At 36.5% G+C, this 15,341-nt stretch carries 15 protein-coding genes and 1 riboswitch; all 15 genes read left to right on the top strand.

Features of this window, described 5'->3' with window-relative positions; all coding sequences use genetic code 11:
- The first annotated feature begins 69 nt into the window (after positions 1 to 69).
- The 15 genes from JM172_RS05470 to sufB all read left to right on the top strand — a co-directional run bounded on the left by JM172_RS05470 (position 70) and on the right by sufB (position 15,307).
- Positions 70 to 1,854 carry an acyl-CoA dehydrogenase family protein gene (locus JM172_RS05470; RefSeq protein WP_214481088.1) on the top strand — a complete coding sequence of 595 codons (1,785 nt, stop codon included), beginning with the start codon at positions 70 to 72 and terminating at the stop codon, positions 1,852 to 1,854.
- Positions 1,855 to 2,317: 463 nt separating this feature from the next.
- Positions 2,318 to 2,671 (top strand): arsenate reductase family protein, encoded by a 354-nt coding sequence (locus JM172_RS05465; protein ID WP_214481087.1) that lies wholly within the window; start codon positions 2,318 to 2,320, stop codon positions 2,669 to 2,671.
- A gap of 82 nt (positions 2,672 to 2,753) precedes the next feature.
- Positions 2,754 to 3,137: a glycine cleavage system protein GcvH gene (gene gcvH, locus JM172_RS05460; RefSeq protein WP_214481184.1), complete on the top strand. Its 384-nt coding sequence runs from the start codon at positions 2,754 to 2,756 to the stop codon at positions 3,135 to 3,137.
- Positions 3,138 to 3,503: 366 nt separating this feature from the next.
- Positions 3,504 to 3,851: a toprim domain-containing protein gene (locus JM172_RS05455; protein WP_214481086.1), complete on the top strand. Its 348-nt coding sequence runs from the start codon at positions 3,504 to 3,506 to the stop codon at positions 3,849 to 3,851.
- Between the two features lie 14 nt (positions 3,852 to 3,865).
- Positions 3,866 to 4,171, top strand: coding sequence for a thioredoxin family protein (locus JM172_RS05450; protein WP_214481085.1), 306 nt, complete (start codon positions 3,866 to 3,868; stop codon positions 4,169 to 4,171).
- A 674-nt stretch (positions 4,172 to 4,845) separates the two neighbouring features.
- Complete coding sequence (locus JM172_RS05445; protein ID WP_214481084.1) at positions 4,846 to 5,223, top strand: SCP2 sterol-binding domain-containing protein; 378 nt, start codon at positions 4,846 to 4,848, stop codon at positions 5,221 to 5,223.
- Entirely contained in the window at positions 5,216 to 6,520 is a 1,305-nt protein-coding gene (locus JM172_RS05440; RefSeq protein WP_214481083.1) for an O-acetylhomoserine aminocarboxypropyltransferase/cysteine synthase family protein, read from the top strand. The genes JM172_RS05445 and JM172_RS05440 overlap by 8 nt, the downstream gene beginning before the upstream one ends.
- A gap of 155 nt (positions 6,521 to 6,675) precedes the next feature.
- Positions 6,676 to 6,784, top strand: a riboswitch (SAM riboswitch).
- A 442-nt stretch (positions 6,785 to 7,226) separates the two neighbouring features.
- On the top strand, positions 7,227 to 8,252 hold the full coding sequence (locus tag JM172_RS05435; protein WP_214481082.1) for a methionine ABC transporter ATP-binding protein: 1,026 nt from the start codon (positions 7,227 to 7,229) through the stop codon (positions 8,250 to 8,252).
- The gene (locus tag JM172_RS05430) at positions 8,245 to 8,913 is read left to right on the top strand and encodes a methionine ABC transporter permease (RefSeq protein WP_214481081.1); all 669 of its coding nucleotides are present in this window, start codon (positions 8,245 to 8,247) and stop codon (positions 8,911 to 8,913) included. The genes JM172_RS05435 and JM172_RS05430 overlap by 8 nt, the downstream gene beginning before the upstream one ends.
- Positions 8,914 to 8,925: 12 nt before the next feature.
- Positions 8,926 to 9,780: a MetQ/NlpA family ABC transporter substrate-binding protein gene (locus JM172_RS05425; RefSeq protein WP_214481080.1), complete on the top strand. Its 855-nt coding sequence runs from the start codon at positions 8,926 to 8,928 to the stop codon at positions 9,778 to 9,780.
- Positions 9,781 to 10,078: 298 nt separating this feature from the next.
- Complete coding sequence (sufC, locus tag JM172_RS05420; RefSeq protein ID WP_214481079.1) at positions 10,079 to 10,864, top strand: Fe-S cluster assembly ATPase SufC; 786 nt, start codon at positions 10,079 to 10,081, stop codon at positions 10,862 to 10,864.
- Positions 10,865 to 10,881: 17 nt separating this feature from the next.
- Complete coding sequence (gene sufD, locus JM172_RS05415; RefSeq protein WP_214481078.1) at positions 10,882 to 12,195, top strand: Fe-S cluster assembly protein SufD; 1,314 nt, start codon at positions 10,882 to 10,884, stop codon at positions 12,193 to 12,195.
- On the top strand, positions 12,195 to 13,415 hold the full coding sequence (locus JM172_RS05410; protein WP_214481077.1) for a cysteine desulfurase: 1,221 nt from the start codon (positions 12,195 to 12,197) through the stop codon (positions 13,413 to 13,415). Before sufD ends, JM172_RS05410 begins: the two co-directional genes overlap by 1 nt.
- On the top strand, positions 13,405 to 13,842 hold the full coding sequence (gene sufU / locus JM172_RS05405) for a Fe-S cluster assembly sulfur transfer protein SufU (protein WP_214481076.1): 438 nt from the start codon (positions 13,405 to 13,407) through the stop codon (positions 13,840 to 13,842). The genes JM172_RS05410 and sufU overlap by 11 nt, the downstream gene beginning before the upstream one ends.
- A 67-nt stretch (positions 13,843 to 13,909) precedes the next feature.
- A complete protein-coding gene (sufB, locus tag JM172_RS05400; protein WP_214481075.1) occupies positions 13,910 to 15,307 on the top strand; it encodes a Fe-S cluster assembly protein SufB in 1,398 nt (465 codons plus the stop codon).
- Positions 15,308 to 15,341 lie beyond the last annotated feature (34 nt).

Below are 15,341 nucleotides of genomic sequence, written 5' to 3'. Positions count from 1 at the left end.
GTCACAGGGGAATGACTAGCACTGCAATAGAATAAATAACAACACATTATTTTATAGGAGGAAATTAAAATGTCAGATACAACTAAACAATTAGTAAAGGGTGGCAGCTTTTTAGTTGAAGATATTAGTTCAGATGCTGTATTTACACCAGAGGATTATACAGATGAACAAATTATGATAGGTAAAACAACAGAAGATTTTGTTGTTAATGAGGTTGTGCCACAACTAGATCATATTGAAAACCATGAATTTGACCGTTCGGTTAAGCTATTAAAACAGATGGGTGAGCTAGGACTATTAGGAGCAGATGTTCCTGAAGAGTATGGTGGTCTTGAGTTAGATAAAATTAGTTCAGCACTAATTACGGAAAAGATGTCAAGATCAGGCGGCTTTTCAATTACGTTTGGTGCTCATGTTGGAATCGGTTCATTACCGATAGTATTATTCGGTAGTGAAGGACAAAAGAAGAAGTATTTACCTGGACTAGCGGTGGGTGAAAAGATCGCTGCTTATGCCTTAACTGAGCCAGGTAGTGGTTCAGATGCATTAGGAGCAAAAACAACTGCAAAACTTAATGCAGAAGGTACACATTATGTGTTAAATGGAGAGAAGCAGTGGATTACAAATGCTGGTTTCGCTGATGTATTCGTCGTATACGCAAAAATCGATGGTGAGCATTTCTCTACATTTATTGTTGAACGTGACTTTGATGGAGTGTCTACTGGTCCTGAAGAAAAGAAAATGGGTATCAAATGCTCTTCAACTCGTACGCTCATTTTAGAAGATGTACACGTACCAAAAGAAAACCTTCTAGGTGAAGCAGGTAAAGGTCATGTTATTGCTTTCAATATTTTAAACATTGGCCGTTACAAACTAGGAGTAGGGACAACAGGAGGAGCAAAACGCGGGTTAGAAGTAGCACTTCAATATGCTAACCAACGTCAACAGTTCAAAACACCAATATCTAAATTCTCTTTAACTCAAGAAAAATTCGGTACGATGGCATCGAGATTATATGCTTCTGAAAGCTCTGTCTATAGAACAGTTGGTTTATTTGAAGACCGTATGGGTGCTCTTACACCAGAACAAGTTAAAGACGGCAAAGAAGTAGGGAAAGCAGTTGCTGAATATGCGATTGAATGTTCTCTTGGGAAGGTAATGGGTTCTGAAACACTTGACTATATTGCTGACGAAGCCGTTCAAATTCATGGTGGATATGGCTTCATGGCTGAATATGAAGTAGAAAGAGCATACAGAGATTCTCGTATTAATCGTATTTTCGAAGGAACAAATGAAATCAATCGCTTACTCGTACCAGGAACATTTTTACGTAAAGCAATGAAAGGCGAGCTTCCACTATTACAAAAAGCACAAGCTTTACAGGAAGAGTTAATGATGATGATGCCTGAAGAGGTTGGTGATGAGCCACTAGAACAAGAAAAATATTTAGTGAAAAATGCGAAGAAAATAGGCATCATGGTAGCTGGTTTAGCTGCGCAAAAATTTGGTCCAAAGCTCGAAAAAGAACAAGAAATTCTAATTAATATTGCAGATATTGTCAACAACTTATATGCCATGGAATCAACTGTCTTACGTACAGAAAAAGCAATCAACAAAACTGGGCTAGAGAAAAACAACCAAAAACTTTTATATACACAAATTTATTGCCAAGAAGCATTTAACGAAATCGAAGCGCATGCAAAAGAAACACTTGTTGCAACAGAGCAAGGTGATACACTTCGCATGATGCTATCATCACTACGCAAGTTCACTCGTTATACTCCGATTAACGTAATTGCTAAAAAGCGTGAAGCTGCAGCAGTACTAATTGAAGCAGAACGCTATACAGTTTAACAACACCGAACTGTTGGCCTTTACTTGAAAAAAGCTCCTGTAACATGGGAGCTTTTTTTAAACCTCTATATAATACTAAGAAATATACACCTGGCGTCTGAGATAATGATATACATCGTTTAAATCGTTATTAAGGCAACAAAGCCTGCGTAAAGAGCCACTTAAAGGCTGGGTTCTCATAAATTGTTGCTTTTCGTAATAAGAGCTATTTTAAGCAAAGAGTCTTATTATGAAAGGTTACTAGTACTGTCCAATAGGGCCTAGTTACTTACGTTATATTTTTCTCAAGAAGACTTGCAGGAATAACAAAATAAAAGACGAATAAAACTGAGAAGGTTATAACAAGTGAATTCTTGATTATGCATTTAATTAAAAATATGATAATATTCATTTGAAGAGGGGAATTTTGACCAAGTTTCTCGTTTGCAAACCCTCAAAAAAAGTCGTTGGGTGGTGGAATTATATGGTATCTTTTTATTGGTATCCGAAATGTGGAACATGTCGTAAAGCAAAAAAATGGTTAGATGAACATCATGTTTCTTATGAAGAATTACATATTGTTGATAATCCCCCTTCGAGAGAAAAAATCGAAGAATTATATCATAAAAGTGGATTAGAACTTAAAAAGTTCTTTAATACGAGTGGGAAAAAGTATCGTGAGCTTGGATTAAAGGATAAGGTCAAAGCTGCTTCAGAGGCTGAATTATTAGATATTCTAGCAAGTGATGGCATGTTACTCAAGCGTCCCATCGTAACGAATGGCAGTGCTGTGACGGTAGGGTTTAATGAAAAGCAATTTGAAGACACTTGGGGGTAGTCATTGAAATTAGAAGGTACTGTTAAAACGGTCATCTTTTAATATATATAAAATGATTATAAATGTTGGAGGGATTGTTGAAATGAATACACCGAAGGAATTGCGTTATTCTGAAGAACATGAGTGGGTACGTATTGAAGGAGATCAAGTCCGCATAGGAATTACTCATTTTGCTCAATCAGAACTTGGAGATATTGTTTTCGTTGAATTACCAGAACCGGGTGATGAACTAGAAATCAATGAACCATTTGGTAGTGTTGAATCTGTGAAAACAGTATCTGAATTATATGCTCCAATTAGTGGCAAAGTATTAGAAGTTAACGAAGACTTAAACGATACGCCTGAATTCGTAAATGAATCTCCATATGAAAAAGCTTGGATGGTTGTAATCAAGCCTGCTGATATGAGTGAAGTTGAAAGCTTAATGTCAGCTGAACAATATGAGGAAATGACAAAGGAAGATTAAGTTATCTTCACCAAAATTAAGGTCGATATTTGAAACAGTGGGGTAACAGCTCCACTGTTTTTTCATAGACAATATGGCGATGATGCTGGCTGTTTTAGCATTGTTAAGATAATGAGAACGTATACATCTAACAATCGTGGCATCTTTCTATATTTACAATTTTTGAGCTATCATAATACTCATCAAAATTGCAACGAAGTTATGAAAAGAGACTGTGCAAAAATTCATAAACGTTATTTGAAATTTGTATCACTTATCTGTTTTAGAAGAGAAGATATTTCGTGTAGATTCGTAGTTTGAATAACATAAACTACTAATGTGAAATTAGTTATTAAGTTCATGAATTGTTCAACGAGGGTGATGTCGATGGCGATTATTGAGATTAATAAAGTCATTATTGTTGAAGGGAAAACTGATAAACAGCAAGTCGAAAACGTTTTAAATGAACCAATAGAAATCATTTGTACAAATGGGACGCTAAGTGTGACTAAATTGGACGAAATTATTGATTCAACATTTCATCAAGATGTATTTGTTCTTGTTGATGCTGATGAAGCTGGTAACAAGCTCCGTCAGCAATTTAAAAGAGAGTTTCCAGAAGCGCAACATATTTATATTGATAAAGTGTATCGTGAAGTTGCAGCTGCTCCGTTAAAACATATTGCAGCAGTTTTATTCCGTGCAAATTTTATAGTGAAAAGACAATACTTATAAGGGGTTTAAGCATTATGCAGCAATGGACAGACCAAATAAACAAGGTTTTACAAGCTTCAGGTTTAAAGGGAGTATATTTCTATACGCCACTTTGTGGAACTTGTCAATTAGCAGAACGAATGCTTGGCGTTGTAAAAGAAATTGTACCTTCAATAGAGTTTGGTAAAGTGGATGTTAACTATGTTCCTGACATGGCAGAACGGTACGAAATTCAAAGTGTACCGTGCTTGCTCATATTTAAAAATAATATGGTCATTAAGCGTATCTATGCTTTTCAATCCGTAGACGTATTATATAAGCACTTAAAGGACCTAGATTAACATTTGTTCTCTATTAAAAAACTATATCTTATTTCCAGACTTTAGAGCCATTCTCCTCGAGGCCATTTATCCAATCATATGATGGAAAAACTCGCTTCAGATTAGGTGGCTCTATTCCTTGTGAGGGATGATAGAGTCCTTTTATCTAGGTCAGCTTCCATACTCCTCCAGTAATTTCAACAAAAACAAATTCAGTTGTGGAAAACCTGAATCTCATCAAGGGAGTGAGCGTTCAGAAATAGGTAGCTCGGCATTACTTTTAATTTCTTGAAGGAGTTTGCCTTGAAATATCGAAAATTTTAAAATAATAAAAATATTTTGTTGAACTTAAGCTTTACAGGATGTTTAGCGTTACGAGTTGTTTCACGTACCTAGAAGAGCAAAAGTGACCTAAGGTTCAGTTAATAGAGGATATAAAAGTCCTTTACTCTTTTGGCTGTCCAGCTAAAGAGCCTATACAATTTAGATAATAAACACGTTAACTAAATTGAATAGTCTTCTTTCTATGGGATGGTTCCGACGCTTGTAGAAGATGGTCTAAACATTTGCACACTTACTTATAATTCTAAGGAACGAGGGGGGAGAGAAGTTACCGAAAATATATTACTTGTTTGTTGTACTAGGTTGTATGAATTGGTGAAGTACTCCTATACACATGTAGAACAGCTAGTCATATGTTTTTCGTAACTGAATGTATGGAACTTAGTTTATTTCTTAACGAGTTTAATAATAGGTTCGTTCAAAATTCACACTTAAACCTACTCCTACCTAACCAAACAATCATTGTTAATTTTGAAAGTAATAAAGAGAAAGTTCAAGTTGTGTTAACAGCAAGGGGATTGGAGTTGAGCAATCGGCAACAAAGTCCTGCAGACATTTCATTAGGTGCTGAACCTCAACAGTTTTACGAATTGTTATCTGGTAAAGAAAAGTTACAAAAATTGATAAGTCGACAAAGTATCATTTGCCAAGGGAAATTCAGATACATTCTTTTACTAGAATCTTTATTTGCTTTAAATATTAAAGGGGAAGGGGAAGAAAAAAATGCGTAAGGAGAAAGATTATCGTTTAGAAACTTTGAGTGTCCATGGAGGATTAGAAGCTGACCCAGTGACAGGTGCAAGAGCAGTACCAATTTATCAATCAAATGCATTTAGATTCAAGGATACGAGCCATGCAGCAAATTTATTCTCACTCCAAGAAGAAGGATATATTTACTCACGGATACACAACCCTACTGTAACTGTTTTGGAGGAAAGAGTGGCATTACTTGAAGGTGGAATTGGTGGATTAGCATTATCAAGTGGAATGGCTGCTATAACGACTGCGATTCTTAATCTAGCAGGAGTAGATGATGAAATTGTTGCAGCAGCTACTTTATATGGTGGAACGTATAATTTATTAGCTAACACATTGCCGAAATATGGTATAACAACTCACTTCGTTGACCCTTCCAAACCTGAAAATTTTGCAAAGGCCATTTCTTCTAAAACAAAAGCGATATTTGCTGAAACAATTGGTAATCCAAGCTTACACGTATTGGATATTGAGAAGGTTGCTTCAATTGCTCACGAAGCTGGAATTCCGCTAATCATTGATAATACATTTGCTACTCCTTATCTATGTAGACCGATTGACTATGGTGCTGATATTGTCATTCATTCTGCTACAAAGTGGCTTTTAGGAAATGGTACGACTTTAGGGGGAATAATCGTTGATGGAGGCAAATTCAATTGGAATTCTGAGAAGTTCCCAGACTTTATAACCCCTGACTCAAGCTACAATAATCTTATATACGCAGAAGCACTTGGAGAAAGTGCATATATCGTCAAAGCTAGGGTGCAATTATTAAGGGATTTAGGTGCTTCATTAAGTCCATTTAATGCTTATCAATTTAACCTTGGACTAGAAACATTACATGTACGGATGAAAGAACATATTAATAATGCCAGGAAAGTCGTTGAATATTTAGCGAAACACCCTGCTGTAGAGTGGGTTTTGTATCCCGACCATAAAGATCATCCTGCAAAAGAACTTGCTAAAAAATATTTACCAAAAGGTAGTGGGTCCATCGTTGTGTTCGGCATTAAAGGAGGGAGAGAAGCAGGCGCTAAAGTAATTAATCATGTGAAGCTATGGTCGCATGTAGCAAACGTAGGTGACGCTAAGAGCTTGATTATCCATCCAGCAAGTACAACACATCAACAATTAAGTACTGAGGGCTTACAATCTTCAGGTGTAACGGAAGATTTGATAAGGTTGTCAGTTGGAATTGAGAATATTGACGACCTATTAGAAGACTTAGAGCAAGCAATAGAGACAGCTACAGGACTAACTCAAAGTAAATAATTCGGGTGAATTGATATGTGTTTTGGATGTAAATTCCATAAAGATATTCATTGACACATATAAATGAAGCGTGATAGAATCACAATTATACTTTTTAAAAGCGATTAATTTTGAAATGTAAATTTAAAAATGAATAAATAAAACATTGATATATACTCTTATCAAGAGAGGTGGAGGGATGTGCCCTATGAAACCCGGCAACCATCAACGGTGAAGTTGAAATGGTGCCAATTCACACGAAGCGTATGCTTTGATAGATGAGAGAAAGGAATATAATTAAGCCTTTCTGCTCATATGTGCGGAAAGGCTTTTTAATTTTGTTGTTAAGGTTTTCTATTAGGTTGATTACGCATTAAATGTTGCTGTTCGTACAAAAATATAAACATGTATTCATTTGGTATTCGTAATATCTTATCTTTTACACATGCTGTTTTCATAATGATTGTTGTAGTTTGTATGAAGAAGTAAACAAATATACAACTATAGTTCATGCCATCTATTCTTTTGAAAATCAACAACAACTATAGTTGCTAAATTGTTAACGATAGAAACAAATTTTATGAAAAGAGCCTATGATAAAACAATGATAATGGATAAAACGACTATCTAGCTGCTAGAAGAGCTAAATTTGGCAGATCGTTTAGTTTGTAACATAAAACGCACTAAACTTATATGAATAATATGATTAAGGAAGTAGGTGAGCCTTTTGATAAAGCTATCTGGGGTAAAAAAAGTATATCAATCTCAAGAAGGAGAAGTAGTTGCTGTAGATAATGTCAATGTGAATATTGGCAAGGGTGAAATATTTGGCATTATTGGTTACAGTGGAGCAGGGAAAAGTACACTCATTCGTTTGTTAAACCAGCTTGAAGCAACAACAGAAGGAACAATTACGATCAATAATTATGATATGACCTCTATTAAAGAGGATGAGTTACGTAAATCACGACAAGAAATTAGTATGATTTTTCAGCATTTTAATTTGCTTTGGTCAAGAACTGTAAGGGAGAATATATCATTTCCATTAGAAATTGCTGGTATTCGTAAAAAAGAACGGTTGAAAAGGGTTGATGAGCTAATCAAGCTAGTAGGGTTGGAGGGAAGAGAAAATGCGTATCCTTCACAACTAAGTGGTGGCCAAAAGCAGCGAGTTGGAATAGCTCGTGCTTTAGCAAATCGTCCGAAAGTATTATTATGTGATGAAGCAACCTCAGCACTTGATCCACAAACAACAGACTCAATTCTTGAACTGCTTGTGGATATTAATAAAAAGCTAGGTCTCACAATTGTGTTAATCACTCATGAAATGCATGTGATTCGTAAAATATGTCACCGTGTAGCTGTAATGGAAGATGGCAGCATTGTTGAACAAGGTGAAGTGTTATCGGTGTTTCAGCAACCGAAAGCTTCAATTACTCAGCAGTTTGTTAAGCAAATTACAGAACCCGAAGAAGCGACAGAAACAATTGAGCATATTTTAGAAAACTACCCTGAAGGTAAAGTAATTAAGCTATTGTTTGTTGGGGATGATGCTGAACAACCTTTAATAGCAGAATTAATCCGCCAGTTTAATATTGGTATTAATATTATACAAGGAAAGATCTCACATACACAGCACGGTGCATATGGCACATTGTTTATTCATATGACAGGAACCGATGAAGAGATAAACCGCTCGATCACATATATAAAGGAAAAACATGTGACAGTGGAGGTGATACAGCATGGTTAGTCAACTATTTGTAAACGTTAATTGGGAAAAAATGTGGGAAGCAACATTTGAAACGTTATATATGACTGTTACATCGGTGATTGCAACATTTGTTTTTGGTGTTATTTTAGGGCTCTTACTTTTTTTAACATCGAAGGACAACCTATTGGAACATAAGCTGATTAATACAATCATCAGTAGTTTTGTAAACATTTTTCGTTCTATACCATTCATTATTTTAATTATTTTATTAATTCCGTTAACAAAATTCATGCTTGGGACAATTAGAGGAGCAAATGCCGCTTTACCTGCCCTCGTAATTGGAGCAGCACCATTCTACGCAAGAATGGTAGAAATTGCATTGCGAGAGATTGATAAAGGTGTTATTGAGGCGGCACGGTCTATGGGGGCGAAAACAAGAACAATCGTTTTCAAGGTGCTGCTACCTGAAGCACTTCCTGCACTCATATCAGGAATTACAGTGACAGCAATTGCTCTAGTTGGTTATACTGCCATGGCTGGAATTATCGGTGCGGGGGGCCTTGGGAATTTGGCTTATTTAGAAGGTTTTTCTCGCCGTCATACCGATGTTGTTGTTGTAGCAACCATTTTTATTCTTATTATAGTGTTTATCCTCCAATACATTGGAGATTTTATAACATCAAAAATAGACAAAAGATAGGAGAAGATCATCATGAAAAAAATATTTGCAATCGTAAGTACATTACTCGTAGTTTTGGCTTTGGCAGCATGTGGAACGAGTGAAAAAGAAAGTTCATCAGAAAAGAGTCAAACTAATCAAGCTTCAGAGGAGAACAAGCCATTAGTAGTTGGAGCTTCGAATGTACCGCATGCGGAGATTTTAGAACAAGTACAACCGATATTAGCTGACAAGGGAATTGATTTAGTTATAGAAACATATCAAGATTATATTTTACCGAATGAAGATTTAGATAGTGGTGACCTTGATGCTAACTATTTTCAACATATACCATATTTAGAATCGCAAATGGCGGATGTAGGCTATGATTTCGTGAATGCAGGTGGCGTTCATATTGAACCAATCGGAGTATATTCACAAAAATATAGCAGCTTAGATGAATTACCAGAAGGCGCTGTAATTATTATGAGTAACTCAGTGGCTGATCATGGGCGTATTTTAACAATGCTAGAATCACAGGGCTTAATTAAGTTAGCAGATGATGTTGAAAAAGTAGCAGCAACACTTGATGATATTGTAGAAAATCCAAAAAATCTGGAATTTGAAGCTGAAATCGACGCTGCTTTATTACCTGAGTTTTATAATAATGATGAAGGTGATGCTATTTTAATCAATACAAACTATGCGATTGATGCTGGATTAAATCCGTTAGATGATGCTATAGCAATTGAAGGCTCTGATTCTCCTTATGTAAATATTATTGCTGTGCGTAGTGGTGATGAAAAAAATAAGGAAATTGTCGAGTTAGTTAACGCTTTGCGCTCAGAAGAAATCCAAAATTATATTATTGAAGAATTTGAAGGAGCAGTTGTCCCTGTTTCAGAATAAGAAATAAGAAGAAAAACCAGTGATTTCACTGGTTTTTTCTTCTTATTATCGTATAATGAGTTTGATGTGTATTTTGGATGTTTTTTGTTTTTTATGCAAACAATATATGTCGAAGACAATCTTTACTTTTCTACATATAATGAAAGAAAATACTTTTTAAACTTTTTTATTTAAAAAGTATAGCTATGTTGTTAAATGGTTGCTAATACTTTTCATTTGTTATAAGATTGTAATGAGAATAAAATGAGAATGAAAGTATTTAAACAAATAGTATAGAAGATAAATTGGAGGTATAGTAATGGCAGCATCAACATTAACAATTAGAGATCTTCATGTTTCTATTGACGGTAAAGAAATTCTAAAAGGGGTAGACCTTGACATAAAAGGTGGAGAAATTCACGCGATTATGGGACCTAATGGTACAGGTAAATCAACCTTATCTGCAGCAATCATGGGTCATCCAAAATATGAAGTAACGCAAGGTAGCATAACACTGGACGGTGAAGATGTGCTGGAAATGGAAGTAGATGAGCGTGCGCGTGCTGGTCTATTCCTTGCTATGCAATATCCAAGTGAAATTAGTGGTGTAACAAACGCAGACTTTTTACGTTCATCTATTAATTCTCGTCGTGAAGAAGGCGATGAAATCTCATTAATGAAGTTTATTCGTAAAATGGATAAGCAAATGGACTTCTTAGAAATGGACCCAGATATGGCACAACGTTACTTAAATGAGGGTTTCTCAGGCGGTGAGAAAAAACGTAATGAAATTTTGCAATTAATGATGCTTGAGCCGAAGATTGCAATTTTAGATGAAATTGACTCAGGTCTAGATATCGATGCGTTAAAAGTTGTTTCCAAAGGTATTAATGAGTTGAGAAGTTCTGAGTTCGGTTGTTTAATTATTACTCACTATCAACGTCTATTAAACTATATTACTCCAGACAAAGTACATGTAATGATGCAAGGTCGTGTTGTTAAATCAGGTGGTCCTGAGCTAGCTCAACGTCTTGAAGCAGAAGGCTATGACTGGATTAAACATGAGCTTGGAATTGAAGATGAAACAGTAGGCCAAGAAGCGTAAGCGTTAGGAGGATGGACATGTCAACAATTGATACGAAACATGTATTCGATCAGGATTATATTAGAGGCTTGTCAAAAGAACTAGGTGAACCTGAATGGTTACTAGATCTCCGCTTACAAGCTCTTGCGAAATATGAAGAGTTACCTCTGCCAAAACCTGATAAAACTAAAATAGATAAATGGAATTTTGCTAATTTTAAGAACCATCTAGTAAATAGCGAAAAATATACATCGTTAGACGAACTTTCAAGTGAGGTGAAGGCACTCATTGAAAGTGAAAAAGATGATAAAAGCCTATATATTCAACGTAATAATACAGCTGCATTTTTAACGCTACCACAAGATTTAACAGCGAAGGGTGTTATATTAGCTGATATCCAAACTGCAGCACGTGAACATAGTGATCTTTTACAGAAGTATTATATGAACGATGGAGTAAAGATTGATGAGCACCGACTAACAGCATTACATGGAGCTTTAATGAACGGAGGAGTATTCGTTTACGTTCCGAAAAATGTAGAGGTTGATACACCGATACAGGCTGTATATGTACACGATGATGCAGACGCTACATTAATGAACCATGTGATTATAGTTGCTGAAGATAATAGCTCGGTCACTTATGTAGAGAACTATATTTCTACTACGGAGGTTAATGACGGAGTTGTTAACATTATTACGGAAGTGTTTGCAAACACTAATGCCAAAGTAACGTACGGTGCCGTTGATAATCTGGCACAAGGTGTTACGACTTACGTAAATCGCCGTGGAGTAGCTGGTCGAGATGCGAAAATTGAGTGGGCATTAGGCCTAATGAATGACGGAGATACGGTATCGGAAAATATTACCCATCTTATTGGTGATGGATCTTACGGAGATACTAAAACTGTGGTTGTTGGCCGCGGTGAGCAGACTCAAAATTTCACAACGAGTGTAGTGCACCATGGGAAGCATTCTGAAGGTTATATTTTAAAGCATGGTGTTATGAAAGAGGCAGCTTCCTCTATCTTTAATGGCATTGGAAAGATTGAGCATGGGGCTTCAAAATCTAATGCAGAACAAGAATCACGCGTTCTTATGCTTAGTGAAAAAGCACGCGGAGATGCAAACCCGATTCTATTAATTGATGAAGATGATGTAACAGCTGGACACGCTGCATCTGTTGGTCGAGTTGATCCAATTCAACTATATTATTTAATGAGTCGTGGGTTGCCGAAGGAAGAAGCGGAACGTCTCGTTATTCATGGCTTTTTAGCACCTGTTGTTAACGAGCTTCCAATTGATTCGGTTAAAGAACAGTTAGTTGAGGTTATCGAAAGGAAAGTAAAATAATGAATATCCAAGATATTCGTGATATGTTCCCGATTCTAAACCAAGAGGTTAATGGAAACAGCTTAGTTTATCTGGACAGCGCAGCGACTTCACAGAAACCAACATCTGTTATTGAAGCACTTGATCAATATTACCGCCAGTACAATTCTAACGTACACCGTGGTGTTCATACTTTAGGTACAAAGGCTACAGATGGCTATGAAGGCGCGCGAGAAAAGGTTCGAAAATTTATTAATGCAAGAAGCACTGAGGAAGTTATTTTTACACGCGGTACAACTACTGCACTTAATACAGTTGCAGCTAGTTATGGCCGTGCCAACCTTGCAGAAGGTGATGAAATTGTCATTACCTACATGGAGCACCATAGTAATATTATTCCTTGGCAACAGCTTGCAAAAGCAACTGGAGCGACTTTGAAATACTTACCGTTACAGGAAGACGGCACAATCTCCTTAGAGGATGTAGAAAACACAATAACGGATAACACGAAGATTGTATCGATGGTATACGTTTCCAACGTGTTAGGTACAATTAACCCTATTAAAGAAATTACGAAGATTGCTCATAAGCACGGTGCTGTTATGGTTGTTGACGGAGCCCAAAGTACTCCGCATATGAAAGTAGATGTCCAAGACTTAGATTGTGACTTCTACGCCTTTTCTGCTCATAAAATGTGCGGACCGACAGGAGTAGGAGTATTATACGGAAAAAAACATATACTTGAACATATGGAACCATTTGAGTTCGGTGGAGAAATGATTGATTTCGTTGACTTATATGAATCGACATGGAAAGAGCTACCTTGGAAGTTTGAAGGTGGAACACCGATTATTGCAGGTGCGATTGGTTTTGGAGCAGCGATTGATTTTCTTGAAGAAATTGGACTAGATAAGATTGAAGCACATGAACATACATTAGCTCAATATGCTTTACACAGACTATCGGAGGTCGATGGATGTACTGTATATGGGCCAAGCAAACGAGCTGGGTTAGTTACGTTTAATGTTGATGACGTACATCCACATGATGTAGCAACGGTATTAGATGCTGATGGAATTGCAGTAAGGGCTGGACACCATTGTGCTCAGCCATTAATGAAATGGTTAAATGTTTCGGCTACTGCACGTGCTAGCTTCTATATATATAATAATGAAGAGGATGTAGATCGTTTTGTTTCTTCATTAATTAAAACAAAGGAGTACTTTAGCAATGTCTTTTAATGCCAATCTTGACCAGCTATACCGTCAAGTGATTATGGATCATTACAAAAAACCACGTAATCGAGGTGCTATTGAAGAAGATAGCGTAACGGTGGATATGAATAATCCAACATGTGGTGATCGGATTCATTTAACGATGAAAGTAGAAGATGGAAAAGTTGTTGATGCAAAATTTGAAGGGGATGGCTGTTCAATTTCAATGTCATCTGCGTCCATGATGACACAAGCGATAAAAGGCCAGCCAATTTCAAAGGCAATGGAACTTTCAAAAATCTTCTCAGATATGATGCAGGGCAAAGAGTATGACGATGATATCGATTTAGGTGATATTGAAGCTTTACAAGGAGTTTCAAAATTTCCAGCGAGAATAAAATGTGCAACACTTGCATGGAAGGCTATGGAAAAAGGTTTACAAGGGAAAGAGTAACTGAGAGGACGTGAAAATGTCCAACTTTCTCATCTGATGAACATTTAGTTAAAGGAGGCTGCGATCAATGGCAAAAAAAATGCCTGAAATAGGGGATTATAAATACGGTTTTGCGGATAAAGATGTGTCGATTTTCCGTTCAAAACGAGGTTTAACTAAAGAGATTGTTGAAGAAATTTCTCGCATGAAGGAAGAGCCACAATGGATGCTCGACTTTCGTTTGAAGTCGCTAGAGCATTTTTATAATCAAGCGATGCCACAATGGGGTGGAGATTTAGCGAGCTTGAATTTTGATGACATCACATATTATGTGAAGCCATCAGAAAAATCCGAGAAATCATGGGATGAAGTTCCAGACGAAATTAAAACAACTTTTGATAAACTAGGTATTCCTGAAGCAGAACAAAAATATTTAGCTGGAGTATCTGCGCAGTATGAATCTGAAGTCGTTTATCACAATATGAAGGAAGACCTTGAAGATCTTGGAATTGTGTTCAAAGACACTGATTCTGCTCTAAAAGAAAATGAAGATATCTTCAGAGAGCATTGGGGGAAAGTCATTCCACCAACTGATAATAAATTCGCTGCATTAAACTCTGCAGTATGGTCAGGCGGATCGTTTATTTATGTTCCACCTGGAGTTAAGGTAGATACACCTTTACAAGCATATTTCAGAATCAATTCTGAAAATATGGGACAGTTTGAACGTACACTTATCATTGTTGATGAAGGTGCACACGTTCATTATGTAGAAGGTTGTACGGCACCAGTTTATACAACAAATTCATTACACAGTGCTGTCGTAGAAATTATTATTAAGAAAGACGCGTATTGTCGTTATACGACGATTCAGAACTGGGCAAATAATGTCTTTAATCTCGTAACAAAGCGTGCGGTATGTGAAGAAAATGCTACGATGGAATGGATTGATGGTAACATCGGTTCGAAGCTAACAATGAAATACCCAGCTGTTATTTTGAAAGGTGCAGGCGCAAGAGGGATGACATTGTCGATTGCGATCGCTGGTAAAGGACAGCATCAAGATGCTGGAGCGAAAATGATTCATCTTGCACCTAACACATCGTCAACAATTGTATCGAAATCGATCTCAAAGCAAGGTGGAAAAGTAACTTATCGTGGAATTGTTCATTTTGGTCGTAAAGCAGAAGGGTCAAGATCTAACATCGAATGTGATACGTTAATTATGGATAATAAATCTACTTCAGATACAATTCCATATAACGAGATTTTAAATGATAATATATCGTTAGAGCACGAAGCGAAGGTTTCAAAAGTGTCTGAGGAACAGTTATTCTATTTAATGAGTCGTGGTATTTCTGAGCAAGAAGCAACAGAAATGATCGTAATGGGCTTTATCGAACCATTTACTAAGGAGCTCCCAATGGAATACGCTGTTGAAATGAACCGACTGATCAAATTTGAAATGGAAGGTTCAATCGGATAATTTATAATCGTTAAAGAACTCACTTATATTGTGG

It is taken from the genome of Bacillus sp. SM2101, assembly GCF_018588585.1.
Lineage (GTDB): Bacteria > Bacillota > Bacilli > Bacillales > SM2101 > Nanhaiella > Nanhaiella sioensis.
Note: the sequence above shows the minus strand (reverse complement) of the source record. Positions and strands in the feature narration are given on the sequence as shown.

Coding starts and splice junctions, on each gene's coding strand:
- JM172_RS05445 (WP_214481084.1), top strand. CDS start 4,846: ATGTTTTTCGTAACTGAATGTATGGAACTTAGTTTATTTCTTAACGAG.
- sufU (WP_214481076.1), top strand. CDS start 13,405: ATGTCTTTTAATGCCAATCTTGACCAGCTATACCGTCAAGTGATTATG.
- JM172_RS05450 (WP_214481085.1), top strand. CDS start 3,866: ATGCAGCAATGGACAGACCAAATAAACAAGGTTTTACAAGCTTCAGGT.
- gcvH (WP_214481184.1), top strand. CDS start 2,754: ATGAATACACCGAAGGAATTGCGTTATTCTGAAGAACATGAGTGGGTA.
- JM172_RS05470 (WP_214481088.1), top strand. CDS start 70: ATGTCAGATACAACTAAACAATTAGTAAAGGGTGGCAGCTTTTTAGTT.
- JM172_RS05465 (WP_214481087.1), top strand. CDS start 2,318: ATGGTATCTTTTTATTGGTATCCGAAATGTGGAACATGTCGTAAAGCA.
- JM172_RS05425 (WP_214481080.1), top strand. CDS start 8,926: ATGAAAAAAATATTTGCAATCGTAAGTACATTACTCGTAGTTTTGGCT.
- sufC (WP_214481079.1), top strand. CDS start 10,079: ATGGCAGCATCAACATTAACAATTAGAGATCTTCATGTTTCTATTGAC.
- sufD (WP_214481078.1), top strand. CDS start 10,882: ATGTCAACAATTGATACGAAACATGTATTCGATCAGGATTATATTAGA.
- JM172_RS05440 (WP_214481083.1), top strand. CDS start 5,216: ATGCGTAAGGAGAAAGATTATCGTTTAGAAACTTTGAGTGTCCATGGA.
- sufB (WP_214481075.1), top strand. CDS start 13,910: ATGGCAAAAAAAATGCCTGAAATAGGGGATTATAAATACGGTTTTGCG.
- JM172_RS05455 (WP_214481086.1), top strand. CDS start 3,504: ATGGCGATTATTGAGATTAATAAAGTCATTATTGTTGAAGGGAAAACT.
- JM172_RS05410 (WP_214481077.1), top strand. CDS start 12,195: ATGAATATCCAAGATATTCGTGATATGTTCCCGATTCTAAACCAAGAG.
- JM172_RS05430 (WP_214481081.1), top strand. CDS start 8,245: ATGGTTAGTCAACTATTTGTAAACGTTAATTGGGAAAAAATGTGGGAA.